The sequence below is a fragment of the Nitrospira sp. genome, from assembly GCA_035968315.1.
Taxonomy (GTDB): domain Bacteria; phylum Nitrospirota; class Nitrospiria; order Nitrospirales; family Nitrospiraceae; genus Nitrospira_D.
Genome location: JAVYIN010000007.1, coordinates 496,584 through 521,132, shown reverse-complemented (window position 1 = coordinate 521,132; position 24,549 = coordinate 496,584). Strand labels below are relative to the sequence as shown.

Annotated in this window: 26 protein-coding genes; 18 read left to right on the top strand and 8 right to left on the bottom strand. The window is 60.0% G+C overall.

What is annotated here, in order from left to right:
• Window positions 1-151 precede the first annotated feature (151 nt).
• Both RI101_12350 and RI101_12345 read left to right on the top strand, forming a co-directional pair.
• A complete protein-coding gene (locus RI101_12350) occupies window positions 152-586 on the top strand; it encodes a ferredoxin-thioredoxin reductase catalytic domain-containing protein (protein MEC4890841.1) in 435 nt (144 codons plus the stop codon).
• Between the two features lie 134 nt (window positions 587-720).
• Window positions 721-1,173 carry a hypothetical protein gene (locus RI101_12345; protein ID MEC4890840.1) on the top strand — a complete coding sequence of 151 codons (453 nt, stop codon included), beginning with the start codon at window positions 721-723 and terminating at the stop codon, window positions 1,171-1,173.
• 395 nt (window positions 1,174-1,568) lie between these two features.
• Here the strand turns inward: RI101_12345 and RI101_12340 are convergent, their stop codons facing one another.
• From RI101_12340 to RI101_12315, 6 genes are all read right to left on the bottom strand, one after another.
• Window positions 1,569-2,003: a hypothetical protein gene (locus RI101_12340; protein ID MEC4890839.1), complete on the bottom strand. Its 435-nt coding sequence runs from the start codon at window positions 2,001-2,003 to the stop codon at window positions 1,569-1,571.
• 207 nt (window positions 2,004-2,210) lie between these two features.
• Window positions 2,211-2,645 carry a glycine zipper family protein gene (locus tag RI101_12335; GenBank protein ID MEC4890838.1) on the bottom strand — a complete coding sequence of 145 codons (435 nt, stop codon included), beginning with the start codon at window positions 2,643-2,645 and terminating at the stop codon, window positions 2,211-2,213.
• On the bottom strand, window positions 2,645-2,962 hold the full coding sequence (locus RI101_12330; protein ID MEC4890837.1) for a DUF167 family protein: 318 nt from the start codon (window positions 2,960-2,962) through the stop codon (window positions 2,645-2,647). The genes RI101_12335 and RI101_12330 overlap by 1 nt, the downstream gene beginning before the upstream one ends.
• Before the next feature lie 27 nt (window positions 2,963-2,989).
• Complete coding sequence (locus RI101_12325) at window positions 2,990-3,808, bottom strand: CbbQ/NirQ/NorQ/GpvN family protein (GenBank protein MEC4890836.1); 819 nt, start codon at window positions 3,806-3,808, stop codon at window positions 2,990-2,992.
• Window positions 3,809-3,893: 85 nt separating this feature from the next.
• Entirely contained in the window at window positions 3,894-7,001 is a 3,108-nt protein-coding gene (locus tag RI101_12320; GenBank protein ID MEC4890835.1) for a PAS domain S-box protein, read from the bottom strand.
• A gap of 13 nt (window positions 7,002-7,014) precedes the next feature.
• Window positions 7,015-8,511 (bottom strand): phosphatidylglycerol lysyltransferase domain-containing protein, encoded by a 1,497-nt coding sequence (locus tag RI101_12315; GenBank protein MEC4890834.1) that lies wholly within the window; start codon window positions 8,509-8,511, stop codon window positions 7,015-7,017.
• A 165-nt stretch (window positions 8,512-8,676) separates the two neighbouring features.
• Here RI101_12315 and RI101_12310 point away from each other — a divergent pair, with 165 nt between their 5' ends.
• From RI101_12310 to RI101_12255, 12 genes are all read left to right on the top strand, one after another.
• Entirely contained in the window at window positions 8,677-10,164 is a 1,488-nt protein-coding gene (locus tag RI101_12310; GenBank protein ID MEC4890833.1) for a hypothetical protein, read from the top strand.
• A gap of 110 nt (window positions 10,165-10,274) precedes the next feature.
• A complete protein-coding gene (locus RI101_12305) occupies window positions 10,275-10,520 on the top strand; it encodes a glutathione S-transferase N-terminal domain-containing protein (protein ID MEC4890832.1) in 246 nt (81 codons plus the stop codon).
• Window positions 10,521-10,610: 90 nt separating this feature from the next.
• Window positions 10,611-11,732: a KamA family radical SAM protein gene (locus tag RI101_12300; protein MEC4890831.1), complete on the top strand. Its 1,122-nt coding sequence runs from the start codon at window positions 10,611-10,613 to the stop codon at window positions 11,730-11,732.
• A gap of 7 nt (window positions 11,733-11,739) precedes the next feature.
• Window positions 11,740-12,894 carry a 2'-deoxycytidine 5'-triphosphate deaminase gene (locus RI101_12295; GenBank protein ID MEC4890830.1) on the top strand — a complete coding sequence of 385 codons (1,155 nt, stop codon included), beginning with the start codon at window positions 11,740-11,742 and terminating at the stop codon, window positions 12,892-12,894.
• A gap of 2 nt (window positions 12,895-12,896) precedes the next feature.
• Window positions 12,897-13,301, top strand: coding sequence for a hypothetical protein (locus RI101_12290; GenBank protein MEC4890829.1), 405 nt, complete (start codon window positions 12,897-12,899; stop codon window positions 13,299-13,301).
• A gap of 42 nt (window positions 13,302-13,343) precedes the next feature.
• Window positions 13,344-14,036, top strand: a complete 693-nt coding sequence (locus tag RI101_12285; GenBank protein ID MEC4890828.1) for a TIGR04283 family arsenosugar biosynthesis glycosyltransferase — start codon at window positions 13,344-13,346, stop codon at window positions 14,034-14,036.
• A gap of 130 nt (window positions 14,037-14,166) precedes the next feature.
• On the top strand, window positions 14,167-14,871 hold the full coding sequence (locus tag RI101_12280; protein ID MEC4890827.1) for a TIGR04282 family arsenosugar biosynthesis glycosyltransferase: 705 nt from the start codon (window positions 14,167-14,169) through the stop codon (window positions 14,869-14,871).
• 20 nt (window positions 14,872-14,891) lie between these two features.
• Entirely contained in the window at window positions 14,892-15,626 is a 735-nt protein-coding gene (locus RI101_12275) for an SDR family oxidoreductase (protein MEC4890826.1), read from the top strand.
• A gap of 146 nt (window positions 15,627-15,772) precedes the next feature.
• Complete coding sequence (locus RI101_12270; GenBank protein MEC4890825.1) at window positions 15,773-16,177, top strand: hypothetical protein; 405 nt, start codon at window positions 15,773-15,775, stop codon at window positions 16,175-16,177.
• Window positions 16,178-16,249: 72 nt separating this feature from the next.
• Window positions 16,250-16,828, top strand: a complete 579-nt coding sequence (locus RI101_12265) for a hypothetical protein (GenBank protein ID MEC4890824.1) — start codon at window positions 16,250-16,252, stop codon at window positions 16,826-16,828.
• 127 nt (window positions 16,829-16,955) lie between these two features.
• Entirely contained in the window at window positions 16,956-18,056 is a 1,101-nt protein-coding gene (locus RI101_12260; GenBank protein MEC4890823.1) for a hypothetical protein, read from the top strand.
• A gap of 18 nt (window positions 18,057-18,074) precedes the next feature.
• Window positions 18,075-18,443, top strand: coding sequence for a hypothetical protein (locus RI101_12255; protein MEC4890822.1), 369 nt, complete (start codon window positions 18,075-18,077; stop codon window positions 18,441-18,443).
• Window positions 18,444-18,692: 249 nt separating this feature from the next.
• Here the strand turns inward: RI101_12255 and RI101_12250 are convergent, their stop codons facing one another.
• Both RI101_12250 and RI101_12245 read right to left on the bottom strand, forming a co-directional pair.
• Entirely contained in the window at window positions 18,693-19,016 is a 324-nt protein-coding gene (locus RI101_12250; protein MEC4890821.1) for a glutaredoxin domain-containing protein, read from the bottom strand.
• 35 nt (window positions 19,017-19,051) lie between these two features.
• Entirely contained in the window at window positions 19,052-19,291 is a 240-nt protein-coding gene (locus RI101_12245) for a BolA family protein (GenBank protein MEC4890820.1), read from the bottom strand.
• A 611-nt stretch (window positions 19,292-19,902) separates the two neighbouring features.
• On the opposite strand from RI101_12245, the gene RI101_12240 reads away from it, so the two are divergent.
• The 4 genes from RI101_12240 (at window position 19,903) to RI101_12225 (ending at window position 24,524) form a co-directional block, all read left to right on the top strand.
• The gene (locus RI101_12240) at window positions 19,903-20,337 is read left to right on the top strand and encodes a response regulator (GenBank protein ID MEC4890819.1); all 435 of its coding nucleotides are present in this window, start codon (window positions 19,903-19,905) and stop codon (window positions 20,335-20,337) included.
• Window positions 20,338-20,432: 95 nt separating this feature from the next.
• Window positions 20,433-21,479 (top strand): ATP-binding protein, encoded by a 1,047-nt coding sequence (locus RI101_12235; protein MEC4890818.1) that lies wholly within the window; start codon window positions 20,433-20,435, stop codon window positions 21,477-21,479.
• A 4-nt stretch (window positions 21,480-21,483) separates the two neighbouring features.
• Complete coding sequence (locus RI101_12230) at window positions 21,484-23,979, top strand: ATP-binding protein (GenBank protein MEC4890817.1); 2,496 nt, start codon at window positions 21,484-21,486, stop codon at window positions 23,977-23,979.
• Window positions 23,931-24,524, top strand: a complete 594-nt coding sequence (locus tag RI101_12225; protein ID MEC4890816.1) for a DUF3365 domain-containing protein — start codon at window positions 23,931-23,933, stop codon at window positions 24,522-24,524. Before RI101_12230 ends, RI101_12225 begins: the two co-directional genes overlap by 49 nt.
• The last annotated feature ends 25 nt before the right edge of the window (window positions 24,525-24,549 follow it).

The following is a 24,549-nucleotide window of genomic DNA, read 5'->3' as shown; positions in this document are numbered from 1 at the left end:
AAGCTGTGGATTGTAAAGAACGCCCTGGCGCTTGTAAACTGTGCACTCAGACCCAGGCGCGAGGCAAGAGGTACGGGGCTAGAGGAAAGAAATCCTCGCTTTTCCTCTCGCCGCGAGCCCCTGGCCCCTCGCCGATCGAAAGGATTTCGGAATGGCCGAGCCCAAACAAGACAGCCTCGATAAAATGTGGAAATACGTGAAGGGGTTTGCCGAAAAGAGCGGCACCGCCATGCACCCCAACCCCGCCGTGACGGAAGCCGTGGTGAAGGGCCTGGCGATGCATGTGGAGGAACTCGGGAAACCGCTCTGCCCCTGCAACTTCTACAAAGACAAACAGGCCGAGGCCAAGCTGCGCCGCTGGATGTGCGCCTGCGACGAGATGCAGATTTACAAATACTGCCACTGCCTCTTGTTCGTCCGAGAAGACGGCATGCCGATTACCGAATACCTCCCCGAAGGACACGAGGGCCGAGAGGTGTACGGCGTCATCACAGACCCCACACCAGGCAAAGGCCGGGCCCTCAAACACAAAGCCGCGACGGACACCGCGATATCGGATAAGGATTCATCAACCCCGACGCCCTAACGACCATGCGATACCCTGACCGACTTCGGTTTGGAATCGTTTTCTCTCTTCTACTCGGTAGCCTCTGGACGCTACCGGGACAGGCGCTTGAACCAGCCCCGTCGAACCAGCCGCCGCTGAGCGAGAAAGAACTGATGCCCTACAAACTCAAAGGGCACGGCAGCCTGGCAGGCCAGGCCTTTCTCAGTTCGCCATCAGGGAAAGCCATCACCCAAGCAGGCGTGCCGGTGCACCTCATTCCAATTACCGCCTACACCCGATCCTGGTTCGACCGCTCCGTACGTACCTCCGCCTGCACATCGAAAGGCGAGGCCGCGGCAGATTGCGCGCACGAAGCCATCTCCCAACTGCTGGCCGAAAAACGGGTCGTGCCGTACCTTCGCACGACGAGGGCGAACCCCACCGGACATTTCTGGTTCACGAAACTTCCTGCCGGGCGCTATTACATCGTCAGCATCATGGAGGGAGGGGCCGGATCACACCAAGAGGAGCGCGCGGCAGGCATCGCCTGGCTGACCGTGGATCTCGAAGCAGGAGAGAAAGCCACCAATCTCGTCGTCACTGACTGCAAAAGCGGGCTCTGTTAGATGAGTTAGGCCAAAATCCAGAAGATCACATGTTTGTCTCAGCTGATCGGCTGGATCATTGCGAGAAGGGAGTTCCCTATGGTTCCTTTGACCGGACAATCTGGATTCTGGCGTATCCTTGGAGAAATGGTCCTTCGGGCCTTTGGCGAACACGATGAGGATCAAATTGAGAAATGGTCAAGGTGGGTCGGAACTGGGCTCTTCCTAGCCTTTCTCCTCTTGATAACAATCGTCGCTAACGCGTTCAGGGAATAACCCCCAGGCCCAGACTTCCTCCTATTTCTTCCTCGTCCTCTGCAGCGTGAAGCGGTGAACCCTGACTGCGTGCATTGACCGAGCACATTCTGATTGTGCGCGGGCAGCGAGCAAAGGGCTCACCGCTTCGCTCTGCCCCCTCACTGCCACCCCGTCACCTCATACCCCTTCTCGATCAGACAACGCACCACGGCATCGGCATAGGCGGGATCCGGCTCAGTCTGGCCATAGGCGCCACCAGCCACGCCCATGATCAGGCCAAGCCCGCCGCCGACGACCGCCCCGATGACGACACCCCCGCCTCCGCCGATCAATCCGGCTGAGGCCCCGCTGCCCGCTCCGATAATCGCCCCCAACACCCCGCCCTTGGCGGCGCTGCCGGTACGGTTCACGCCCGAACGCAACCCCGCCCCCTCGGCCTTGGCCTCACAGGCCTCAATATCCTGCTGCGCCCCCACCTTGCCGGTCAGCTGCAAATGCTTATTCGACCGCAGCAGCGGCTCCGGCGCCGCACAGGCCCCAAGACTCACCAGTAATACAAACGCGATAACACAATGGACTCTGCGATGTACCACAACTCTCTCCCTCCGTTTCTTCTCTTCTTCTCTTTCCCCTTCGCCGGATAAATCGGTGGGTCTCCGACTGCGCGCAGTGTCCGAGCTCCACCATCACCCATTTTCAGCCTGGCTATGGGGGTTGTTTCTACTGCGCGCATCCAACGAGGGCCTTCTGAGGCCGCGCGTTGGGCGAGCACGAAACAGCCCCCAGAGCCAGGCCCCCCCTCACTGCCACCCCGTCACCTCATACCCCTTCTCACGCAAACAGCGATTGACGAAATTGGTATAGGCCTCCGGCGGATGAGACGGACCAAAGGCGGCGTGGAAAAGTCCTGTAAACAAGCCCCAGACCGCACCACTCGCAGCCCCGATTGCGGAGCCATGCCCGGCGGCGCCTGAGATCGCCCCGCCAACCGCCCCGGCTGCCGCGCCTATCCCCGCGCCAGCCGCCGTACTGCCGGCCACGCGGCCGGCTTTGCCACTGCCCTCTTCCGCGCCGGCCGACTCGGCCAATTGTTTGCAGGCGTCGATATCCTGCGCGGCCACCTCTTTCCCCACCGATTGCCAATGGGAATTGGGATACAAGATGGGCCTGGGACTCGAACAAGCGGACATCACGAACAGGATTGCCGCAAGACCACTCAGCCGCCATGCGTGCATCACGCCACCGGTCCTTTCCCTGCGGCCAACCCTAATCGCGCCAGTATGTCCGCGGCGGCGAGTGTTGCGCACCGCACCCGCTTGTGCCGCCCCCCGGCCCCTGACTGAATCGCAAGTGTTGAGAGCGGCACGTCGAGGCGCTGCGCCAGAAATGCGAGCAGGGCCTCATTCGCCCGCCCGTCCACCGGTGGCGCCGCGACCCGAATCTTGATCGCGTCTCCATGCAGACCGACGCACTCGGACTTGGAGGCTTTGGGCTGGACCTGAATCGTGAGGATCGCGCCGTCCTTAGTATCCTGCACGATCGGATGAGTCATGCGTGTACGGCGTCGAGTTGGATTGGACTAGAATATCGCTTTGACGAGTTCGTGCATGCTGCGCTGCATATCCGCATCGTCGGTGATCGGACGGGCGATCGCCACATCGCAGGCCTGATCGGGCGCGACCCCCTGCTTGATCAAAGTCCCCGCATAAATCAGCAGCCGGGTGCTCACGCCTTCTTCCAGCCCGTGATTTTTGAGGTTGCGGACTTTGCCGCCCAGCTTGACGAGCTTCTCGGCGATGTCCCGGCTCACGCCGGCTTCCCGTTCCACCACGGTGGTTTCCACCGCCGGGGAGGGATAGTCGAACTCGATCGCCATGAACCGCTGCTTGGTGCTTTGCTTCAAGTCTTTGAGCACGCTTTGATAGCCGGGATTATAGGAAATGACGAGCATGAACTCGTCGGCGGCCTCGAGGATCTGCCCCTTCTTTTCGATCGGCAGCACCCGGCGATCGTCGCTAAGCGGATGGATGATCACCGTGGTGTCTTTCCGCGCCTCAACCACTTCGTCCAGATAGACGATGGCGCCATGTTTCACACCGAGCGTCAGCGGGCCATCCACCCAGACGGTCTCCTGTCCCTTGAGCAAATACCGCCCGACCAGATCGGACGCCGTCAGGTCTTCATGGCAGGCGACCGTAATGAGCGGCCGGCCCAGCGTATAGGCCATATGCTGGACGAACCGGGTCTTGCCGCAGCCGGTCGGGCCCTTCAGCATCACCGGCATCTTGCTCTTGGCGGCAATCGTAAAGAGGCCGACTTCGCCGCGCACCTCGGCATAAAACGGTTCCCGTTCGATGCGGAACGACTGGATATCGAGTTCTCGTCCTGCCTGGCTCATGTGGTCCTTCTCTTAGACGTGGAGGAATGGCGGAAACGATAAACGGAACAACGGGGGAAGATCAAGCGATTCGACAGGGATTGGGTCAGACAGGCTTCACCACTTTTGATCCGTCCAGCACTTCGCGGACCTTCTCGGCCAGCGCGGTGGGCGTGAAGGGCTTCTGCAAAAAGGCCGTGTCCCGCTTGATCCCGCCCTGCGAGAACACCGGATGGTCGGGATAACCGGACATATAAAGCACCTTCATGTCGGGGCGCACCATCAACAGTTTCTCCGCCACTTCGGGGCCGCTCATCTGCGGCATCACCACGTCCGTGAGCAGCAAGTGAATCGTCCCGAGATGCTTCGTGCCGGCCAACAAGGCCTCAATGCCGTGGCGCGCCTCCAGCACCGTATATCCCTGCAAGCGCAACGTTTCATGGACCAGCCCTCTGACCGCCGGCTCATCCTCCACCAGCAGAATCGTTTCACGCCCCTGCACGTTCTCTCCGCTGGGAGCGTCCACGACTCCGCTTTCCGCCACCCCGTCCACACGCGGAAAATAAATTTTAAAGGTGGTGCCGCTCCCCACCTTGGTTTCCACGCCGATCACGCCGCCACTCTGCTTCACAATGCCATAGACCGTGGACAGCCCCAACCCGGTGCCCTTGCCCTTGTCCTTGGTCGTAAAGAAGGGCTCGAAAATGTGCGACTGCGTCTCCTCATCCATGCCATGGCCCGTATCTTTCACGGCCAGCAGCACATAGTCCCCCTTCTCCAGAACCAGCATGTCGCGCAAGGTCTTCTTCCGGATCGAGACGTTGCGCGTCTCCACCGTCAAGCGCCCCCCGGTCGGCATCGCATCTCGGGCATTAACCGCCAGATTCATAATGATCTGCTCAATCTGCCCGGGATCGGCCTTGATCGCCCCCAGATCCGGATCGAGGTCGGAACAGAGCTCGATGATGTCCTCGCCCAGGAGGCGCCGGAGCATGCCGTCCATATTCGCCACCAGCGTATTCACATCTACGATTTTGGTCGCCACGAACTGGCGGCGGCTGAACGCCAAAAGCTGCCCCGTCAAACCGGCCGCGCGGTCCGCCGCCTTCTTCACTTCTTCCAGTTCCCGCTTGGACGGGTCCCCGGGCAGCAACCGGCCAAGAACCAATTCACTGTACCCCCGAATCACCGTCAGCAGATTGTTGAAGTCATGCGCGACCCCGCCGGCCAGCCGCCCAACCGCCTCCATCTTCTGAGATTGCCGGAGCTGCGCCTCCGTCTGATGCAGCGCCTTCACGGCTTTGGTCCGCTCGCCGAACTGTCCGATCTTCAAGCCGATGTCCGTGACCATCTTGAGCAATTCTTCATCCGGCTCGCGCACATACCGGCTGAAGAATTCGATCACGCCTTCAACCTCCTCACCGATCCTAATCGGCAACCCGAACCCGCCGTGCAACCCCACTTGCGCCGCGATGCTCGACCGCACAAAGCGGGGATCGACCGTCACATCTGCCACCCAATAGGGCTCCCCGCTGGCCCATACCCGCCCCGGCAGCCCCTCGCCGGAATGAAACGACTGCTGCCACCCGGCCGCCTCAAACTCGTCGCCCTTGAAGGTCGGGGTGTGCCATTGATTCAAACACCGCAACACCCCCGCTTGTTTATCGAACCGCCAAAACACCCCGTAGTCCCATTCCAGACTCTCGCCGACCGCCTGGATGATTCTCGGCACCGCCTCTTCCAACGTCAACGATTCGGACAGCACGCGGGTGACGGCGTATTGCGACGCCAGCCGCCGCTCGGCTTTCCGCCGATCGGTGATATCGCGGATGAAGGCGCTGAAAATATAGGCCTCGCCGATGCGGGCGGGGGAGACCGACAATTCGACCGGGAACTCCCGCCCCTCGCGATGCCGCGCCGTGACTTCAATCCGCCGGTTGAGAATAGGCCCGGTCCCGCTCTTGAGAAATTCACGCAGACCCTGGTTATGGGCCTCCCGGTCCCGCTCCGGAATCACAGTCTCCGCCAGCAACTGGCCCAGCACTTCTTCACGGGACCACCCGAAGATGGCGGTCGCCTGGGCATTCCAGTCCGTGATCACCCCGGCCGCATCGATGGTAATCACACCGTCCAGCGCCGTATCCACGATGGCGCGGTTCCGTTCCTGGCTTTGCAGCAGCGCCGCTTCCGCGGCGCGCGCCCAGGCGCTTTCCTGCTGAGCCTGGCGATATTCCGCCCGCAACCGCCCGGTAGACCATAAGAGCAGCACCAGCAGCGGAACCCAGACCGCTAGCGCCCCGCCGCCCACTTTCCAGAAGACCTCCGACTGGATCGGCGAGAGCACGGCATCGCGGTCCATGCGAACCAAGACCGTCCAGCCCAATCCCGGGAAATCCCCATACCCTTTCGTTGCGGCATATCCTGTCACAACCGGCACATGCCGCCGCCGATGCTCTTCCTCCACAAACCCCGGCTCCCCCTGCTGGCTGAGCACCGCCGAGGGGAGCCCCATCTCCTGCAGATTCACCGGCGTGGCGAAATGCTGGGTGGAATCGATAAAGATACTGCCCTTTTTATCCAGCATCTGATATTCGATCGACCCCACGAACCCTTCATGCAACTGAAGCGACCGAATGGTTCTGGTGGTCACGGCCTCCAGAACCGACACGGACACCCGCGTGGTGACCACCCCGAGAAAGGTCTCTTGGGCATCGAGAATCGCTGCGGTAAACGCCACCGTGGCGCCCCCTTGTTCACCCTCGTGGCTCGCAACCTCTCCCACCACCACATCCCGCTGTCCGTGCGCTGCCTGGAACCATTGGCTCTGACTATAGTCTTGACCGACCATCGCCGAATCCGTGGCGGCAATTACGACCCCCTGTTGATTCGTCACCGCGAGCGACGCATACATCGGGGCATAGGCCGTCTTCATCCAGTTCAGATAGCTGGTCAGATAGGCCCGATCGGACGACCGGAGCGCAAAGGCCCGCGCCATCATGCGCGCATCGCCGTAGCGCTCGAACAGCAGCCGGTCAAGCTTGTCCGTCACTTCGGCGGCGGCCAAGGTCAGTTGATGGCCCGACGCCCCCAGAAACCGGTGCTCCACGTATTGCAGCAGGATCGCACCAATCCCCACGGCAAACAGCGTCATGAAGATGATCAGAAACGGCAGCCAGCCGTACCGGCGGGAACGATTGAGATCTGGCGTCGTCACGGGGAAGGTCATATCAGCGTGCCATCGCAATCCAACTATTCACCATCGCGGCCGGATGGTAGGCCATCTTGGCCGCCTGCAAGCCGGGCAAGCCGGCATCGTCCATCGCATTGATCCATGTGGCGCCGTTGCGCAACGCGGTCCGGCAGGTCTGCCGAAACAGCGCCTGCGCGAGCCCCGGCACCGAACGATCCGCCACCTCGAACAGCACGGCAAACGTCGCGGGCGTCAGCCAATACCCGAACGTGTACCCCGCAATCTGATCGCCGACCCGCGCGACGGTTCCCGCCAAGCCGATCCGTTCGCCCAGCGCCCAGGCGATCTCATGCGCCGCTTCGGCATCCTCCAGGAGCCACTGCCCCATCTGGTCGAGCCGGCCCGCTTGTTTTTGCGCCACCCACTGCCGGTACAACGACCGGCAGCCCTCCTGATGGTCGCCGGGGCGATAGGATTCGAACGTCACCGGCTGCTCACGCTCCACGCGATTACAGAGGGCGCGCTGGGATTTGTACCGGTCTCCGGCCAAGTTCGCCAAGGCCTCCGCGCGATACAGATAATCGGGGCTCTTGCTCGAAAAGCGGTAGGCGCGCGCATCGAGTCCGTTCTTTTGGCCGTCCGTCAAATTCTCGATCCGGCTGACGGGGGATGCGCCATTCCACTCCCGCAGCAACGCCAACCCCTCGCGAACGGCCCCCTCGAATGAGCCTGGCCCGAAGGGAGGCAGCGGCATAAACCACCCATCCGGAGACTGGGCAAACAGCCAGAATACCCCCTTCTGCTCCATCCACCAATAGGGCAGCGTCGTGGTCCAGACATAGTGATAGGGAAAGGCCCGGGCCGCTAGAGCCGCTTGGCCAAGCATTTCGGACTCGTGCAGCGCAGCTGCCAGCGTTGAGGCATCGGCAAGACGCAGAGGCTGCAGCCGCCGGTCCGGTTGCTGCGCCCGTACCCGCCGAGTGACATCCGGCAACGGGGCCAGAACCACCACATCATCCTGATACCGGCCGATCAGGCGGGGATGGGCCTCGAGAACCCGAAGCGCAGGTTCCTGCCCAAGAAGTTGCTGAACCCGTTCCCCGTGCAGACGAATCTCGTTCGGAACAGCCTCCCGCATAAACGGGCATTTCGTATCCCAGCCTAAAAGAATCTGATCCCCGGCCTCGCTCCACATGAGCGCCAGCGGATACAGCTGGCAATCCAACGGCCGCTGTTGATAGATCCCGCATTGAGCGCGGCCGGCATCGAAGGCCGGGCAGTGATAGCCCTCTCCGGCGGGATCCTTTACCAGCGCAATCTGCGATCCGGCAGGATCGTCGAACAAGGCGGGGGATAGGCCGAGGGAAACCGCCGCGCGTATTTCGTCACGGGTAAAATAGGGGCGGAGAAAGCTGTCGGACTCAGGAAAACGGCAACAGACATCACATTGCGCACAGACCGCACCGGGAACCATCTGCGGCAGAAGCGGCAACAGCGTCACCTGGGAGTGGCACTCCATCTGGACAGGCGTCATTAGGTTCCCATCATACGATGGGCCGCCTGATCGAGCAAGCATCCTTTGCTTCGCCGCCAGGCCTGAAGAGCCAGATCCACTACTTGTCCGGCCCTCGCCCCCGTGGTAGCATCCGTCAACTGACGCTCAATCGTTTGGACGATTGCCCCACTAAGGATTCTCCCATTGGCACAAACTGAGCCCCATCCCGCATCCCCTTGTTCGTCCCTTGCTTCTGATCATGCCCTCCGCCGCTGTGCCGAGATTCGCGCACAGGTCATCTCCGCCGGGCTCTATGCGCCAATCGCCGACGCCGCGCCGGAGACTCATCCCGCCGGCCTGCACGCCACCACCACCTGGCGCGTCAGTCCCTGTCCGCTCTTCCTCTCGCACGAACAACTCGCCTTTTTTACCAACTTGGGGCCCCAGTTGTTGACGTTCTATCGCGCCCTCAACCGGCTCTATCAGGACAGCGTGAAGGGCCAGCAACCAGCCTGGGTGGCGCGCTATCTCGACCAGGGCAAACCCGAATCCTTGATCGCCTACAGCCGGATGAAACGGTTCCGCGACGATCTGCCCGCCGTGATCAGGCCGGATGTGATTCCCACCCAGGATGGCATGGTCATCACCGAACTGGACTCGGTCCCCGGCGGGATCGGACTGACCGCCTGCCTCTCTTCCATTTATAGCGGGCTCGACGCGCCCCCCCTCTCGATCGCCGGAGGGCCAGACGGCATGGTGCGCGGGTTTGCGGCTATGTTACAGGCGGTGCAGGGCGCACGAGCCGGCTGTATCGCCATCGTCGTGTCGGACGAAGCCAAAGACTACCGGCCGGAAATGGCCTGGCTGGCCGCACGGCTCCGCGAACGGCAGGTGGAAGCCTACTGCGTGGAACCGCGCGACGTCCGTTTCACCGAAGAAGGGCTGCGGCTCCGGCTCGACACCCGCGAACAGCCGATTGCCCTGCTCTATCGCTTCTATGAACTCTTCGACCTGTTGAACATTCCCAAAGCCGAATTGATTCAGTATGCCGCCAAAAAGGATTGGGTGTCCGTCACCCCCCCCTATAAACCGGCACTGGAGGAGAAGTCCGCCTTTGCCTTGCTGCACCATCCGGTCTTGCGGCCGTTCTGGGAAAAAGAATTAGGCGCCGCCACGTTCCTCGACCTGACGGCGATCATGCCGCGCACCTGGCTGCTCGACCCGGCGCCTATCCCTCCGGCCGCGACGATTCCCGGCCTTCAGATGGGAGGCCGAGCCGTCACCAATTGGCGTGATCTCGCGGCCGCCACGCAGAAGGAACGGCATTACGTCATCAAGCCCTCCGGTTTTTCGGAACTCGCCTGGGGCAGCCGGGGAGTCTCCGTGGGGCACGATCTCCCGCAGGCTGAATGGGCCGCCGCCATCGACCAGGCGCTGTCGTCATTCCCAACCACGCCCTATATCCTGCAAGAATTCCACAAAGGACGCCTGTTCGAACTGGACTACTGGGACGCGGCATCCCAGACGATGCAGCGCATGAATGGACGCGCCCGCCTCTCGCCTTACTATTTCGTCGCCGGCGGCAAGGCGGAACTCGCAGGCATCCTCGCGACGATCTGTTCGGCTGAAAAGAAAATCATCCACGGCATGAAAGACGCCATCATGGTCCCCTGCGCCGTGCCGCCGCAATAAACCGGAAAGAGCGCCGGCCGGAGCCCGCCTGAGGCGATCAGGAATATGTGCACGATCCCCCAACTCCCTCATTCCACTTTCAGGGATGTCCATGGTAGCCTAAGGCCATTATGGCTCTGACGCTGTATCACGTCGATTGGTGTCCGGACTGCGAAGTCGTCCGCGATAAACTCGCGGAACTGGGTGTTGCCTATGACGAGGTGATCGTGCCGGATGCCAGGCCGATGCGGAAGCAGGTCTATGCCGTGTCCGGACAATACTTCGTGCCGGTCCTGACAGACGGCGAGACGGTCCTGACCGAAACACACGATATTCTGTCCCACCTCGATACACACTATGCCAAGACCTCTCCATAGGAGCGCCCACGCTCCCGAACAATCGACGCCAGGGTCAACTCAGCCCTGCCGCGGATGGGTTCATCTCTTGAAAAGGAGGCCGTGAGACCCGTGGAAGAATGGAGACGCATCCTCGCCGAGAGCATCGTCAAGCCGAAAGACCTGGCCGAACGGTTTGGCCTGGACGAGAAAGACATCGAAGCGATCGTCGGTCCCTATCCGATGCGGATCACCCCGACCGTGCTCGGCACGATCAAAGAAAAAGGCGACGCGATCTGGAAACAAGTCGTCCCGGAAATGGCGGAGCTGGCCGATATCGATGCGGAGGACGACCCCCTCGAAGAAGATCTCATGAGCCCGGTGCCCCATCTAGTGCATCGCTATCCCGATCGCGCGCTCTTAATGGTCACCAACCAATGCCCCATCTACTGCCGCTTCTGCACCCGCAAACGGCTCGTCGGGAAACCGGGGTTTCTCAAGAAGGGCGAACTGGACCGGGCCATTACCTATTTACGCGAGCACCGGGAAGTGCGGGATGTGATCCTGTCGGGCGGCGACCCGTTATTGCTCCCCGACTACTTGCTCGAACGGGTGCTCAAAGCGCTCCGGACGATTCCCCACTTGGAACTGATTCGGATCGGCTCGCGGGTGCCCGGCACGTTGCCGCAACGAATCACGCCGAAGCTCTGCGAGATGGTCAAGAAATACCATCCCATTTATATGAATCTGCACTTCAACCACCCGGACGAACTGACGCCCGAGGTCAAAGCCGCCTGCGGCATGCTGGCCGACGCGGGCGTGCCGCTCGGCGCGCAAACCGTGCTCTTAAAGGGCGTGAACGACGATCCCGAGATCATGAAACGCCTCGTTCACCAGCTGCTGCTCGCCCGAGTGAAACCCTACTACCTCTATCAGGCGGATCTGACCAAGGGCACCAACCATTTCCGCACCACGGTCGAGACCGGGCTGAATATTATCAAGGCCCTTCAAGGCCATACCAGCGGCATGGCAGTCCCGCATTTTGTGATCGATGCCCCCGGCGGAGGCGGAAAAATTCCCCTCCTCCCCGACGACTACCTGGTCCACCTCGACGAAGACGGGGCCATGCTCAGAAATTACGAACACAAAACGTTCCACTACCCCCAACCCAAACAGGGCCAGGGCCGCGAGCTGCCGATGGTGGGCGCGCACCCGGGATGGGGATCGTGCGCGAACGGTCATGAGGAGGCGTGAGCATCCGGTGAGCAGACGCGCAACCCAGGGCATTCTCCCCTACCAAGACATCAAGCAACTGATCGCCAACCGGGCCATCACCGCCTCTCCGGCCGTCGAGGAGCGGCAAATCCAGCCGGCCAGCCTCGACTTGCGCCTGGGGCGCAAAGCCTACCGGCTCATCAGCAGCTTTCTCCCGGAACTCTCTACCATCTCCTCACGGCTCAATGTGCTCGACTTCTATCAATCCGATCTCGTGATGTACGAGATGGATCTGACCGAGGGCGCAATTCTGGAGAAGGGCCACGTGTATCTGGTGCCGCTGCTCGAAACCCTTGCGCTCCCCAAGACCTTGCGGGCCAGGGCCAATCCGAAAAGCACCACCGGCCGGCTGGACGTCTTCACCCGCATCGTCACCGACTTGAACACCGGCTTCGACGAAATCCGCGCCGGCTACCAGGGTCCGCTCTTTCTCGAAATCGTCCCGCGCTCGTTCGCGATCAAGGTGCGCACCGGCCAATCGCTGAATCAGATCCGCTTTGTCCGGGGCGAGGCCACGGTCTCCGATGCGTCGCTGAAAACGCTGCACGGCAAATCCCCGCTGCTCTACCACAACAGCGCCCCCAGAAAACCATTGGGGGCCCGTGAATTCCGCGCCGAGCGCGGGCTGTTCCTGAGGATCGATCTCAAAGGGGAAGACCGCGCCGATTCCACTATCATCGGCTATCGCGCCAAGAAAAACAGCCACGTGATCGACCTGGCCAAAGTCGGCCATTACGCCGCCGCCGACTTCTGGGAGCCGCTCCACCGGCACCGGCACAACAGTTTACTCCTGGAACCGGAAGAGTTTTACATTCTGGCCTCGAAAGAGCGGATCCGCGTTCCGGCGGGCTATGCCGCCGAGATGGTCGCCTACGAAGCGGCCTGCGGAGAACTGCGCACCCACTATGCGGGATTCTTCGACCCCGGATTCGGCTACGGCGCCGACGGGGAAATCAAAGGCACCCAGGTCGTCCTGGAAGTCCGCCCGCATGACGTCCCCTTCCTGATCCACGACGGCCAGACATTTTTTAAGGTTGTATATGACCGCATGCTCGACGTACCCTCACAGCTCTACGGCACCACGTTAGGGTCGTCCTATCAGCGGCAGGCCCTCACGCTCAGCAAACATTTTAAAGTGTAACTATGGCCCCCACAGATTTGCCCTCAAAAGATCCGTCGCACAGCCCCCCGCCGCCGTCCGCCGATGACGAGTCGGGAAACGACAAGCAGTTGAGCGTGGCCGGCATGATGACCGGCACCGCGCTGATGTTCATCGGCTTTTTGAACGTGTTCTTGTCGATCAGCGGCGGATTTGAAATCAACGCCGTGCCGCTGCTCATCTACTTCGGCGGCGTGGCCGTCTGGGCCAACGCGGTGATCGAGCACCCGACCTGGCGCTACAGCGTCATGATCGGCGCCATCGTGATCGGGCTGGGATTCTTTCACTACGGCGAAGTGCTCTTCTGGCACAAGCAAGTCGTCTTCTGGTCGACCGTCGTGCTCGTGATGTACTTCATGTTCCGCGAGCCGAAACAGCCGGACCGATAAGGACTGAATACCGCGGCCCCCTTAGCTCACCATCCTGCGCAGATGACGATTTCCGTCATTATCCCGACGCTGAACGAATCCTCGACCATCGCGCGCACGTTGACGCGCACGGTGGCCTTGGGATTCGACGAGATTATCGTCAGTGACGGAGGCAGCACCGACCCCACCGTCCCCATGGTCCAAGTCTGCTGCGACCGCGTCCCCTCCACCCGCCTCGTGACAGGTCCGACAGGCCGCGCACGCCAACTGAACACCGGCGCTCGGGCGAGCGGCGGCGAGATCCTGTTATTCCTGCATGCCGACACAGAGCTGCCCCCCACTGCCAAGACAGTGATTGAGGCGACGCTGGCAGACCAGACCATCGTCGGAGGCCGTTTCGACGTCCGCTTCGACCGCCCCTCCCGCTGGGGCAACACGATCAGCTGGTTCATGAACCGGCGCTCGCGCATGACCGGCATCGCCACTGGCGACCAGGCCATCTTCGTCCGGCGCCAGGTCTTTGAGCAGATCGGCGGTTTCCCGGACATCCCCTTGATGGAAGACATCGAATTCAGCTGCCGGTTAAAACGCCTGGGATCCACGGCACCGCTCACCGAGACCGTCACGACATCCTTTCGCCGCTGGGAGCGGAACGGCCCCCTCCGCACAATTCTCTTGATGTGGACCCTCCGCTTCCTGTATTGGCTCGGCGTGAATCCGCATCGACTCAACCATTTCTATAGGGCCGTGCGCTAACAGGCGCGGGGCACGAGGCTAGGGGCTAGAGAACGAGATGAACCACCCATCGACTCCGAAAAAATCACCGCGTCCTACCTCTCACCCCTTGCCTCAAGCCTCTCGCCAGCAGGGCGCAGGAAGCGCCCTGGTGATCTTTGCCAAAGCCCCAGTTCCCGGCCAGGTGAAGACACGCCTGTGCCCACCATTGACGCCGGACGAAGCGGCGACCCTGCACGGCAGCTTTGTCCTCGATACGCTCGAACGCTCCAAGCTTGCGGCCACGAAACTGAAGCTCCCGATCGATCGCTATCTGGCCTGCGCCCCGTCCTCCACACATGTCTTTTTCAAAATTATGGAGGAGCGGCAGGGGGTGAAACTCCTCGACCAAGTCGGCGACGATCTGGGCGCGCGCATGCAGCAGGCCTTCGACGCCCTGTTTGCCAAGGGCTATCGGCGCGTGCTCATCGTCGGGACCGATGTGCCCTCGCTGCCGCTGGAGCACTATAAACAGGCCCTCACCCTCCTGGAGACAAACAACCTCGTGCTCGGCCCAGCCCTGGACGGAGGCTATTATCTGATCGGCCTCACCCGCCCAGCGCCCGAGCTGTTTGCCGGCATGGCCTGGTCCACCGACCGGGTGCTTGCCGCCACACAGGAGAAAGCCGCCCAGCTTGGATTGAGCACCACGCTGCTGCCGCCCTGGCGCGACGTCGATACGATCGACGATCTCAACGCGCTCATCGACGCGGCCGCAGTAGACGTCAAGAAGCCCAAACACGAACAGGTATTTTCACAACGGACCGCCGGAGCCCTCCAATTCATCGGGAAGAAGCTGCGCTCACGGCCCTCATAGCAAGAGAGAGCACGATCAGCATGAACGAACGAGTGGCACTCATCACCGGCGGGGCCAAAGGCATCGGGCGGGGCATCGCCCTCGACCTGGCGTCGCAGCAGTGGAAGGTGGCCTTCTGCTATCGGACCAGCGAAGCCGAGGCGCAACAGACCGCACTGGCCATCACGGAGCGAGGGGGGGAAGCCCTGGCCATCCGCTGCGATGTGTCGGACTCGGTAGCGGCACAGAGTCTGGTACAGCAGGTGGAGCAGCAGTGGGGACGCATCGATGTCCTCATCAACGGCGCCGGTCCCTATCACCGTGTGAACCTGTTCGAAGAAACGGTCGATGGCTGGAGCGAGATGTTCGACGGCAATCTCCACCCGATTTTCTACCTAGCCAAAGCGGTGACCCCCGGCATGAAAGTGCGCAAGAGCGGCCGCATCATCAATTTCAGCATGGCCAACGCCGACCAGATGATTGCCCAGCCTGAGGTGACCGCCCACTACATCGCGAAAGCCGGCGTGCTGATTCTCACCCGCACGCTGGCCAAACTGCTCGCCCCGCACGGCATCACCGTGAACGCGGTATCACCCGGCTTCATCGACTCCGGCAGCGCCCCGCCGGAAGAACTGGCCGGGATGACCAAACGCATTCCCGCAGGCTATATTGGAACGGTCGACGACACCGTCGCAGCGGTGCGATACTTGTTGAGCGAGGACGCCCGCTATGTGAACGGGGCGAATATTCAGATCAGTGGGGCATGGGGGATATAAGGGGATGGGGCTATGCTCGTGATGCTTCCTTGCTCACTGAGCGCGCACCAAGGATGATCGAACTTGCAAACTAGCGGCGGTGCTCGCTCAACGTGCGCAGGGGAACCACCACGAGCACAGCCCCATGGAGGGGAGGGCGAAGATCCATGAAAACCGATCAAGAACGCGAACAGCACCATCGGTTCGTGCAGGCCCTACAGCATGAGCACTTGACCTGCGCCAAGCCAGGATGCGGCGGAGCGATGGATGTCGTCGATCTCACGCCGCACAACGCCCGGATCAAGACCTACGAAGCGACCTGCGAACGCTGTCACGTGGTTGAGAAGATTACCGGCAAGGAAGAACACTCACCGTCCTGGGATGTCGCCTCGATCACCATGATGGCCGAAGTGCATCTGCTCCACGACCAGCCGACCTGTCCGTTCGACGATACGCCGATCACGTTCATCTCGATGCCTAATCCCCGCCGCAAAGCCCGCTACCGCCTCTGCTGCTTCTACTGCGGCCGCCACACCGAAATGAACTGGCCGCCACCGGAAGCGAAACGGTAGAGAGCCCGAAAGCGTGATGGGCAGCCAAACATCGGATCGTTGCAGCTAATAGCGATTGAAGGAGATGCTGCAGTGGAACCCTGGCTAAGTTTTTATTTGCCACATTTTGCACTGCTAGAGGAAGCAGAGCATTTCGTTCAAGCATGTGAGAACCTCCATCCGTTGGCACCAAATCATGATGCCAAAATAATGATGCATCAGACTCAACGGTTGATATCCATCGCGGACGATCTGCCACAAATTAGGCCGCATAAGGAACCGCTGCAGGTGTTGTTTCTGATAATGTGCTCAGAAAACATTGCCAAAATTCACGACGGATTCAGCGGTGAAGGAAAATCACGGCATTATGTTCAACAATTCTTTAACAAATTTCTTCCGCAGTCAGACAAGGACACCCTGTCTCATGGCTTCACGGTTAATACAGACCTGCTGCCTCCTATTGGATTCAGCAAAGCTGTAGACCTGTTATACGACATCCGTTGCGAAGTGGTTCATGAAGGAAACTATACGGATTTTGCGTTTCATGATGGTCGCATGTCGTTGGTAAATACCGACCCAGCCGTGACTGCTGAGATCTCACTCGTTCAAATTCGTGACATCGTTGTCCGAGGATGCATTAGAGCGGTCAAGGATAAATTGCAAAGCGCCTAAACTGCGCCTCAAACCAATCGTTTAACAATGGCGGCTAGACTTCGAATTTTCTGCTTACGAGGCTCACAGTTGAACCACTTTGCCGCCAGCTAAACGCATTCAATTTGTACTTGAAGAGGATACGAATATGGCTTTGCCCATCATATGTTCAGAATGTGGCATCCATAATTCACCAGAAAATCGATGGTGTGAATGTGGCCATGAATTGGACAAAGTTCAGAAACTGCCCTCAGTTCCTCCTGCTGCCATAGCCACAGAACAAAAAAACTATACCGCACCAAGATCTTCCCTGTTTCAACGAATCATAGAATATGAAACCCAGGATTGGGTGGCGCTCAAAAGCTACGTCGTCGCGCATTGGCGTGGAGACCTACCTCTTGGATTGAGTTTCTGGGTCAATTATTTGGGAATAAACGTCCTAGCGTATTTTATCTTCGTCAAATGTATCGACTCCGTTCTTGCCGAAAACTCACTTCTTCATGCTCAGCTGCGATTGGTCGTTTTGTACTTTTCATCATTTCTATTATCTCCTTGGCAGATTATTGGCCTCTGGCGATCCGCCCAGAATCATCTTCTGATGAAAAGGCCTGCCTTCTGGGCCAGGTGCGCTCAAGCGAGTTGTATTTTTATTGGAGCATCTGTGTTTTGGTCGTCCTTATCTATTTTCGAATGGACTGGCATGGTTTTTCGTGACAGTGGTTACAAATATACGGTAACTGTCATCCATCATCCTCAAGATGACTTTGATGAGATTGTAGTCAGCGGATTCATGGGACCTGGGATTGCCGACAAAGTAAAAGACGAATTGGCGAATACGCCAAAGGCTTTTATTGTGACGCTGGAACTTGTTGGGGGTCTTCTGCAACAAGCTGAGAAAATTGGAGAGTTGATCGAAAAACGCCAATTGGCAACATACACAGGAACACAATGTGACAGTGCCTGCACCTATGCGTTTATGGCAGGATCATCTCGCATTCTCCATTCTGACGGAAGACTTGGGTTTCATGCGTTTCAGTGGATCGGACCTGACTGGTTCAATATGAACAACTCGCAAGCAAACGAGGGCGGCACCGCTTATTTCAGGAAACGTGGGGTCAGGCCGAAATTCATAGAAAAGGCGTTTAGCGTTCCGGGTACAGACATGTGGCACCCTTCCGTCGAAGAACTGATTGATGCAGGAGTCGTTACGCACACATATGATGGCTCAAAATTTGTAGACCGCAGGTAGAACTGGAGAAACCTAGCAGTGACACTGCCTTGGCGAGCGCTACTGAGGGATATTGGCATTATTTTTGTCCTTACCTTTATTGGAGGGCTTCTCATGCCCTTTGCACCAACTGCTATTAAACAGAATCCATATGTTGGGGCAACAGTCATCATTCTCTTTGGCGCTATGGGATTTTGTATTGCCGGTTGCTTAACAAAGGTTGACCGGTTTAAGTATCTCGGCATGGTGTTTCTAGGGACATGGTTTACTGGCGTTATCAATGTAATTATTGGGCAGCCTCTTAGCACATGGCTGGCCAGTAGCGTTTCGGTTGCATACATGGCAATCTTGGGCGGAGGGCTATCCTACTTTGTTGCGCCAACGCCAGTGGAGAATCAAAACTATTAATCGTAAGTCTAAATTGGTTGTGGATTGGAATCGTTGTTTCGCTAGCAGCTGAGATTCGCCTGCTAGACTCAAGGATGCTGATGCCGGCGAAAATTTGAGGGGGAATTAGAAACTCTCCAGCAACGAAGCAAGGGCACCTTACACTGCCCCCACGAAGCCAAAAGGTGACCGCGGCCACCCGAAACAACACCGGCGGATGCTCGCCACGAGCACCCGCCGGCTGATCCCTGCACAGGATACGATCGCGATTTATTTCCCGAACGCCTTCTTCAGCAACGGCTCGATCTCACCCTTTGCCGCCATCGGATCGAGGATGTCGGTGTCGCCGTAGAAAGTGCCGTCGATGAAGACTTTGGGCAGCGTCGGCCACTTGGTGATCTTCGTGAGGGTTTCCCGCTTGGTGGGCTGGGACAGCACGTCGATCACTTCGTAGGGGTACCCGTACTTATCGAAAAACTGCATCGTCTCGCGGGTAAACCCGCACATCGGCATCTGCTTGGTCCCCTTGCCGTAGATGAGGATCTTATGGGTTTTCACTTCCTGCTGAATTTCGTCTTCAATTGGGTCTGCCATCGTCGGCCTCCTTTGTATCGATCGCCTATCTGTAACTATTTTTCGTCATTGGTCCGCGCCGTCAACTCCAACGCATGGATCCGTCCGTCTTTCATGGGAACGTCCAAGGCCTCATAGATCAGCCGGTGCCGGTCCAGCAAATTCTTCCCACGAAACACATCCGAGACCACCACCACTTTGAGGTGATCCATAGTCCCGGTCCGATCCGTGACCGTCACAACCGCATCCGGCATGCACTTATGAATGTAATCCGTCAACACTGCTGGTGTAATCATCCAGGCCTCCGTTTCCCTTCGGAGAATACCTTAGCCTAAACGGGAAACGCAATTCGACGGGGACGTCGGACGATCGGTGGCGCAAGCACAAGATGCCGAATCCTTTTTTATCCACCCTGAATGAGTTTGGATACGGGCGCCTGCGGAATCCTCTCAGCTCGCGACACACACCGGCCGATTACCGCCGCAATCTCATGGGGTTCAACACTCTGCACGACTTCATCGCCATCGGCATAGTCTTTGCGCCCCTCCCGCGTATCAACACAATTACGTAGGAAGGAGAGCATGATGTATCTCGCGATGCTCCTGTGGGCAGCCGTGCTGCTGATCGTCGGCGTCGCCTTCCTTCGCCGCATGTGGTGACCGCGCCTCGGCATTGCTGGCCTCCTTCATCCCCCATCCCCGCATGGTGCATCTCAGCCAGCGGTGGTGGTGGCTTTCAACCAACTCCATCCGTTCGTTTTCCCCTCACATCACCAAATCATTCAATATCACGGCTTTTTCTTTACGCGGCACGAGGCATCGAGATTGCTCATACAGAAATGCAAGAGAGGCCACCATGAATCGATCCAACCAACTCTGTGCCATCATCCATCACCCAGGAGGCTGCCATGACGGAATTTAAATCGGGGTTCTTCGTCGGCGAAGAAAATTGCAACGGACGCGTCCTCGTCGTGGACGACGAGGCGGATATCCGCAAGGTCGTCCGTATGACCTTGCAGAAAGCCGGCTATGAAGTTTTGGAAGCGGAAAACGGAGAAAAAGCCATCGAGACGATTAACAGCGGCGAAAACCGTCTGCTGCTGGATGTGATGATTTGCGATATCCGCATGCCGAAGGTCAACGGCATCGAGGCCATCGCCTATTTTCGCCAGAACTACCCGCGCGTGCCGTTGATCGTGCTGACCGGTTTCCCCGATACCGACATGGCCACCTCCCTGCTGCGGCAAGGCGTGGTCGATTATCTCGTGAAACCGGTCGAGGGCGAGAAGCTCAAAGCGTCTGTCGCACGCGCCATGGAACAGAGGGAATTGGCCCCGCTATGAAACCAGTGGGGCCCCATCACACTAAGCTCGACCGGGGGGAGAGGACCGCATCTCCATCCTCTCCCCTCTCGGCACACCAGGGTTCGACTCGTCCTATGAGCACCTCACACCCACTGCCCGCCGCTCCCGCCAAAGTCGCCATCATCGGGGCGGGGCGGGGCGGGACCGCCCTGCTGGACCTGCTGCATCAAATTCCCGCGATTGACATCGTCGGCATCAGCGACCGCAATCCGCAAGCCCCCGGCCTGCAACGGGCGCGCGATCTGCACATCCCCGTGGTCGAACACATCGACGATCTTCTCCACAACCACCACACCCAACTGATCCTGGATGTGACCGGAGACCCCGCGATGGATCAACGCCTGCGCCGTGACGCCCGGCCCGGCCTCGACATCCTCAGCGGATCGGCCTCCCGCGTCGTCTGGGAACTGGTGCAGCACGAGTCCGCGCTGCAGGCCGAACTCCTCCACGCTGAAAAACTCGCGGGAATCGGGTCCTTCGCGGCCGGAATCGCCCACGACATCAATAACCCGCTGCAGCTCATCCTCGGGCTGGCTGAAAATCTGGCGGACGAAACGGATCTTTCCACCGTCCACGAGCACGCGCGCGAGATTATCGAAGCCGTCAAGCGGACGACGGCGATCTGCCGCGATCTCACCTCCTACGCCCGGCGGTCCGCCGCCCACCAACAGAGCCTGGTAGACGTGAACACAAAGCTCGACGATGCCCTCAAAATCGCCCGCTACGCCGTCGCCTTTCAAGACATCGCGGTGGTCAAGGCCTATGCGCCGGACGCCGCCGTGCCGGGGAATGCCGACGAGCTCCTGCACGTCTTCGTCAATCTCATCACGAACGCCGTCCAGGCGATGGAGCACGGCGGCACCCTGACGCTGCGCACCGTAGCCGAGGACACGGGTGTGTCCATTCAGGTGTCGGATACGGGCTGCGGCATTCCGCCCGAGCTGTTCCACGAAATCTTCGAGCCGTTTTTTACGACCAAGCCTCCCGGAAAGGGCACCGGGTTAGGGCTGTATAATATCAAGCACGTGATCCATCAGATGCACGGCACGATCGCGGTAACCAGCGACATCGGCCGCGGCAGCACCTTCACCATCACCTTGCCCCGCACCACTTCAGCGTGACCCCATGGCGACACCCAGGCCGGCACAGTCCCTCTACACGCGACAAGGCACCCGGTGGGGCCTCAAGGCCAAGCTGATCCTTTCGATGCTCTTCGTCGGGGTCGTCCCGCTCGTCGTCGGGTTGAGCATGGCCTTCTGGCAAGGATCGCAAGAAATTCGCGACGTCAACGGAGAAAGCTTCAAAGCGCTCGCCACCGAGGCGGCCAGAAAGCTCGATCTGCTGGTCGCCGACGAAGTGGCGCGCACCGCGCGCATTGCGAACGACCCTCTGGTCGTCCAGGAACTCGAGCGTCGGCGGGATGCGCTCGCGAACCGCCAAGCCCAGGGCCCAACCGATGAAGAATCCCGATGGGCAGCCCGCGACCCCGGCCTCGTCAAGCAGATCAACGGCAGCCCCCTCGCCGCGCTCTTACAGGAGTACTACACCGGCACGCGCAGCGCCCCCGATCAACTGCTCCCCCAGGTGGTGCGCTCGGCCACGAAGATGCTCTTTCTCACCGATCTCCAGGGCACGCTGGTGGCCGCCATGACGGCCAATCCGAGCTACCGGCACAGCCAGACGCCCTGGTGGCAAGGCGCCTACAACAAGGGCGTCGGCAAGCTGTACATCGAAGACGTCCATTTCAACAAGCAGGCGGACGCCTACGTCTTTACGATTTCGGTGCCTGTCATGGACAGCCTGCGCTACGAAGTGGTCGGCGTGCTGCACCGCGTGATCGACGCCAAAGAGTTCTTTTCCCCCTCCACCCATGTGATCCGGTTTGGGAAAACCGGCCACGTCATGTTGATCGACAGCCGGGGAATCGTCATGAGCTGCCCCATCCTCCCCACCGGGGTCGCGCTCTCCGACAGAAGCCTGACTCCGCTCATCACCCTGTTACAGCCCGGCTGGGTCGAAGCCCCCAGTGACGGGCACGGAGGCCATACCGCCTCCATTATCGGCTTTGCGCCGCTGCCGGAAACCAGCCGGGCCACCAACGGCTCCCTCAGCGGCGGCTCCTGGCATACATTCGTCTGGCAATCCTCCGACGAGCTCTTCGCCCCCATCCAGCATCTGTTTATGTGGATGACGGTCTTCGGCAGCGTGGCCATTGCGCTCCTCGCCGTGCTCGGCTATGTCGCCGCCAGCCGCATTGTCACACCTGTGCGCACGCTGCAACAGGCGGCCCAGGCCATCGGACGAGGGGAGCTCCGCACCGCCATCGACATCCGCACGGGAGACGAGCTGCAAGACCTCGCCGATGAATTCAACCGCATGAACGCCCAGTTGGAAGCCGCCTTTGCCGGGCTGACCGACCAAGTGACCCTCAAAACCCAAGAGGTCACGTACCTCCAGCGATCCACCGATCAAATCCTGGACGCCGTCCCGACCCCCATCATCTTGCTCAATACGCGGGAGTCGGTCCAATACATGAATCGCGCCGCGCGCGCGGCCTTTCACCTGTCGCCGGAGGCCACCCTGCCGTTCTCTCTGGCCACACTGCAACCGCTTGGTACCGTCGTGCACTCGCAGCTGCGGCAGGACGCTGCCGGAGAAGAAGCCGGCTCGCCACCCCAGAGCGGGCACCCGCGCGACCCGCTCGCTCCGGCCGCGAGTCACGACGCCGGTCACACCCGATCCCGCTCGGAACTGCAGATCGGGCCGCGCACGTATCACTATCAGTGGTTCCGCCTCCCGGGCCGCCCGGGAATCGAGCCCCGAATTGGATTGGTGCTGCGGGACATCACCGACGAAAGCCGGCTGCAGGATCAGCTGATTCAGGCGGAGAAGTCCGGCAGCCTCGGAGTCCTGACCGCCGGCATCGGGCACGAACTGAACAATCCGCTGTTCGGCATCGTCGGCCTCGGAGAAGCCATTCTGGACGAAACCGACCTCTCCCGCGCCCAGTCCCATGCCCGCGATATCGTCGCGCAGGGACAGCGCATGGCCGCCATCATCCGCGACTTCACCGGAGTGACCACGCGGGAAAGCTCGGATCAGCGCATCCCTGTGTGCATAGAGGAGACGATCGATCAAGCACTGGCCGCCATGCATACCGCCGCCGACATGCGGCAGATCACGATCGAAAAACTCTTTTCCGGCAAGACCATGGTCCTGGCGCTCCCGGATCAGCTCCGGCAGGCTGTGATGAATTTGCTCATGAACGCGGTGCAGGCCATGAAAGGCGTCGGCACGGTGCGCATCAGCACCGCCGTCGCCGACCGGTTTGCCATAGCCGAAATTACCGACACCGGTCCCGGGATTGCCCCGCACCATCTGGCAAAAGTTTTCGATCCGTTTTTCACTACCAAAGAACAAGGGGAGGGATCGGGGTTGGGCCTGACCGTCGCCCGCCGCATCATCAGAAAATTCGGGGGAGACCTTCGAATCGACAGTCGTGAAGGACAGGGCACGACCTGCATCATGACCCTTCCGGCGATCCCCCCCCCGCCATCACCCGAGGAGGAGCCATGGACCGCTTCCGCACCGCGCTCGGAGCCGCAGCCGTCACGATCATGATCGGAAGCCTGCTGGCGATTCCCTTCTCTCCGTCGGCAAAAGAGCCGCCCGCAGCTCAAGGCATCTCGCCCGAAAAGGTCGCCGACTATGTGCATGCGATCGTCCAAGCCGATCGGACGATCTACACGACCCAAGTGGTGACGCGCATGCAGGAGAAAGGCATTGTGAAGGCCAGCGAGCATTGGGAACAGGACAATGCGCTGCCGCTGCCCGCCCAGTTTCTGCAGCATTCGGGACGGATCGTCGCCGAAAGCGGCCGCGGTATCCGGTACCGGCTGATCGGCCTCTCCCCAATCTATCAGCGCAACGCCCCCGCCACCGACTTTGAGCGGAACGCCCTGGAAACCCTTGCACGCCAACCGAACCAGCCCGTCATGGGCATGGTCGCCAGCGGGAAAAAGCAGTTCTTCCAAGCCATCTACGCCGATCGCGCGGTCTCTCCGACCTGCATCATCTGCCATAACAGCCATCCGCTGAGTCCCAAGCGGGACTTCAAAGTGAACGATGTCATGGGAGGCATTGCGATCACGATTCCGCTGGAGTAGGGAAAGACGTTCGGCCACGCAGACA

What these genes read in the sequence shown, in the direction of transcription:
- RI101_12350 (MEC4890841.1), top strand. Translation starts at nt 152, where the DNA reads ATGGCCGAGCCCAAACAAGACAGCCTCGATAAAATGTGGAAATACGTG.
- RI101_12345 (MEC4890840.1), top strand. Translation starts at nt 721, where the DNA reads ATGCCCTACAAACTCAAAGGGCACGGCAGCCTGGCAGGCCAGGCCTTT.
- RI101_12335 (MEC4890838.1), bottom strand. Translation starts at nt 2,645, where the DNA reads ATGCACGCATGGCGGCTGAGTGGTCTTGCGGCAATCCTGTTCGTGATG.
- RI101_12330 (MEC4890837.1), bottom strand. Translation starts at nt 2,962, where the DNA reads ATGACTCATCCGATCGTGCAGGATACTAAGGACGGCGCGATCCTCACG.
- RI101_12325 (MEC4890836.1), bottom strand. Translation starts at nt 3,808, where the DNA reads ATGAGCCAGGCAGGACGAGAACTCGATATCCAGTCGTTCCGCATCGAA.
- RI101_12315 (MEC4890834.1), bottom strand. Translation starts at nt 8,511, where the DNA reads ATGACGCCTGTCCAGATGGAGTGCCACTCCCAGGTGACGCTGTTGCCG.
- RI101_12305 (MEC4890832.1), top strand. Translation starts at nt 10,275, where the DNA reads ATGGCTCTGACGCTGTATCACGTCGATTGGTGTCCGGACTGCGAAGTC.
- RI101_12290 (MEC4890829.1), top strand. Translation starts at nt 12,897, where the DNA reads ATGGCCCCCACAGATTTGCCCTCAAAAGATCCGTCGCACAGCCCCCCG.
- RI101_12285 (MEC4890828.1), top strand. Translation starts at nt 13,344, where the DNA reads ATGACGATTTCCGTCATTATCCCGACGCTGAACGAATCCTCGACCATC.
- RI101_12275 (MEC4890826.1), top strand. Translation starts at nt 14,892, where the DNA reads ATGAACGAACGAGTGGCACTCATCACCGGCGGGGCCAAAGGCATCGGG.
- RI101_12270 (MEC4890825.1), top strand. Translation starts at nt 15,773, where the DNA reads ATGAAAACCGATCAAGAACGCGAACAGCACCATCGGTTCGTGCAGGCC.
- RI101_12260 (MEC4890823.1), top strand. Translation starts at nt 16,956, where the DNA reads ATGGCTTTGCCCATCATATGTTCAGAATGTGGCATCCATAATTCACCA.
- RI101_12250 (MEC4890821.1), bottom strand. Translation starts at nt 19,016, where the DNA reads ATGGCAGACCCAATTGAAGACGAAATTCAGCAGGAAGTGAAAACCCAT.
- RI101_12245 (MEC4890820.1), bottom strand. Translation starts at nt 19,291, where the DNA reads ATGATTACACCAGCAGTGTTGACGGATTACATTCATAAGTGCATGCCG.
- RI101_12240 (MEC4890819.1), top strand. Translation starts at nt 19,903, where the DNA reads ATGACGGAATTTAAATCGGGGTTCTTCGTCGGCGAAGAAAATTGCAAC.
- RI101_12235 (MEC4890818.1), top strand. Translation starts at nt 20,433, where the DNA reads ATGAGCACCTCACACCCACTGCCCGCCGCTCCCGCCAAAGTCGCCATC.
- RI101_12230 (MEC4890817.1), top strand. Translation starts at nt 21,484, where the DNA reads ATGGCGACACCCAGGCCGGCACAGTCCCTCTACACGCGACAAGGCACC.
- RI101_12225 (MEC4890816.1), top strand. Translation starts at nt 23,931, where the DNA reads ATGGACCGCTTCCGCACCGCGCTCGGAGCCGCAGCCGTCACGATCATG.